1 protein-coding gene is annotated in these 305 nt (G+C 42.0%); it reads left to right on the top strand.

Annotated elements, in window-relative coordinates; translation table 11 throughout:
* The coding region (locus OGW16_RS00005) for a T6SS immunity protein Tli3 family protein (RefSeq protein WP_502873957.1) at positions 1–305 on the top strand (305 nt) is incomplete at both ends.

Genomic DNA, 305 nt, shown 5'->3' with positions numbered 1-305 from the left:
CATGACATAAAAAGAAAGGTCCACAAATCAATTTATGGCAATCCAATCTATAGGGTTTTCTCGGGTGAGTTTATCCATCCCTCAGAACAGTACATACTTGTGCCTGAGTGGGAGCCTGGGGCATATAAAATATCTAAAGATTACGGACAAACGTGGCAGGTCGCAAAATATATGGCTCCTTTCCCGGCGCTGGAGAGAAACTCAGACGGTGTTATGCGTGACAGACCTGAAGGAAAAGAAATAAAAAGAGTGGTGGTGGTTAATAATCAGGCATTTATTTCCACTGCACAAGGACATTTGTATAT

Origin of the sequence: Citrobacter sp. Ce104 (assembly GCF_030334595.1) — a bacterium.
In the GTDB taxonomy this organism is placed as follows: Bacteria; Pseudomonadota; Gammaproteobacteria; order Enterobacterales; family Enterobacteriaceae; genus Citrobacter; species Citrobacter europaeus.
Note: the sequence above shows the minus strand (reverse complement) of the source record. Positions and strands in the feature narration are given on the sequence as shown.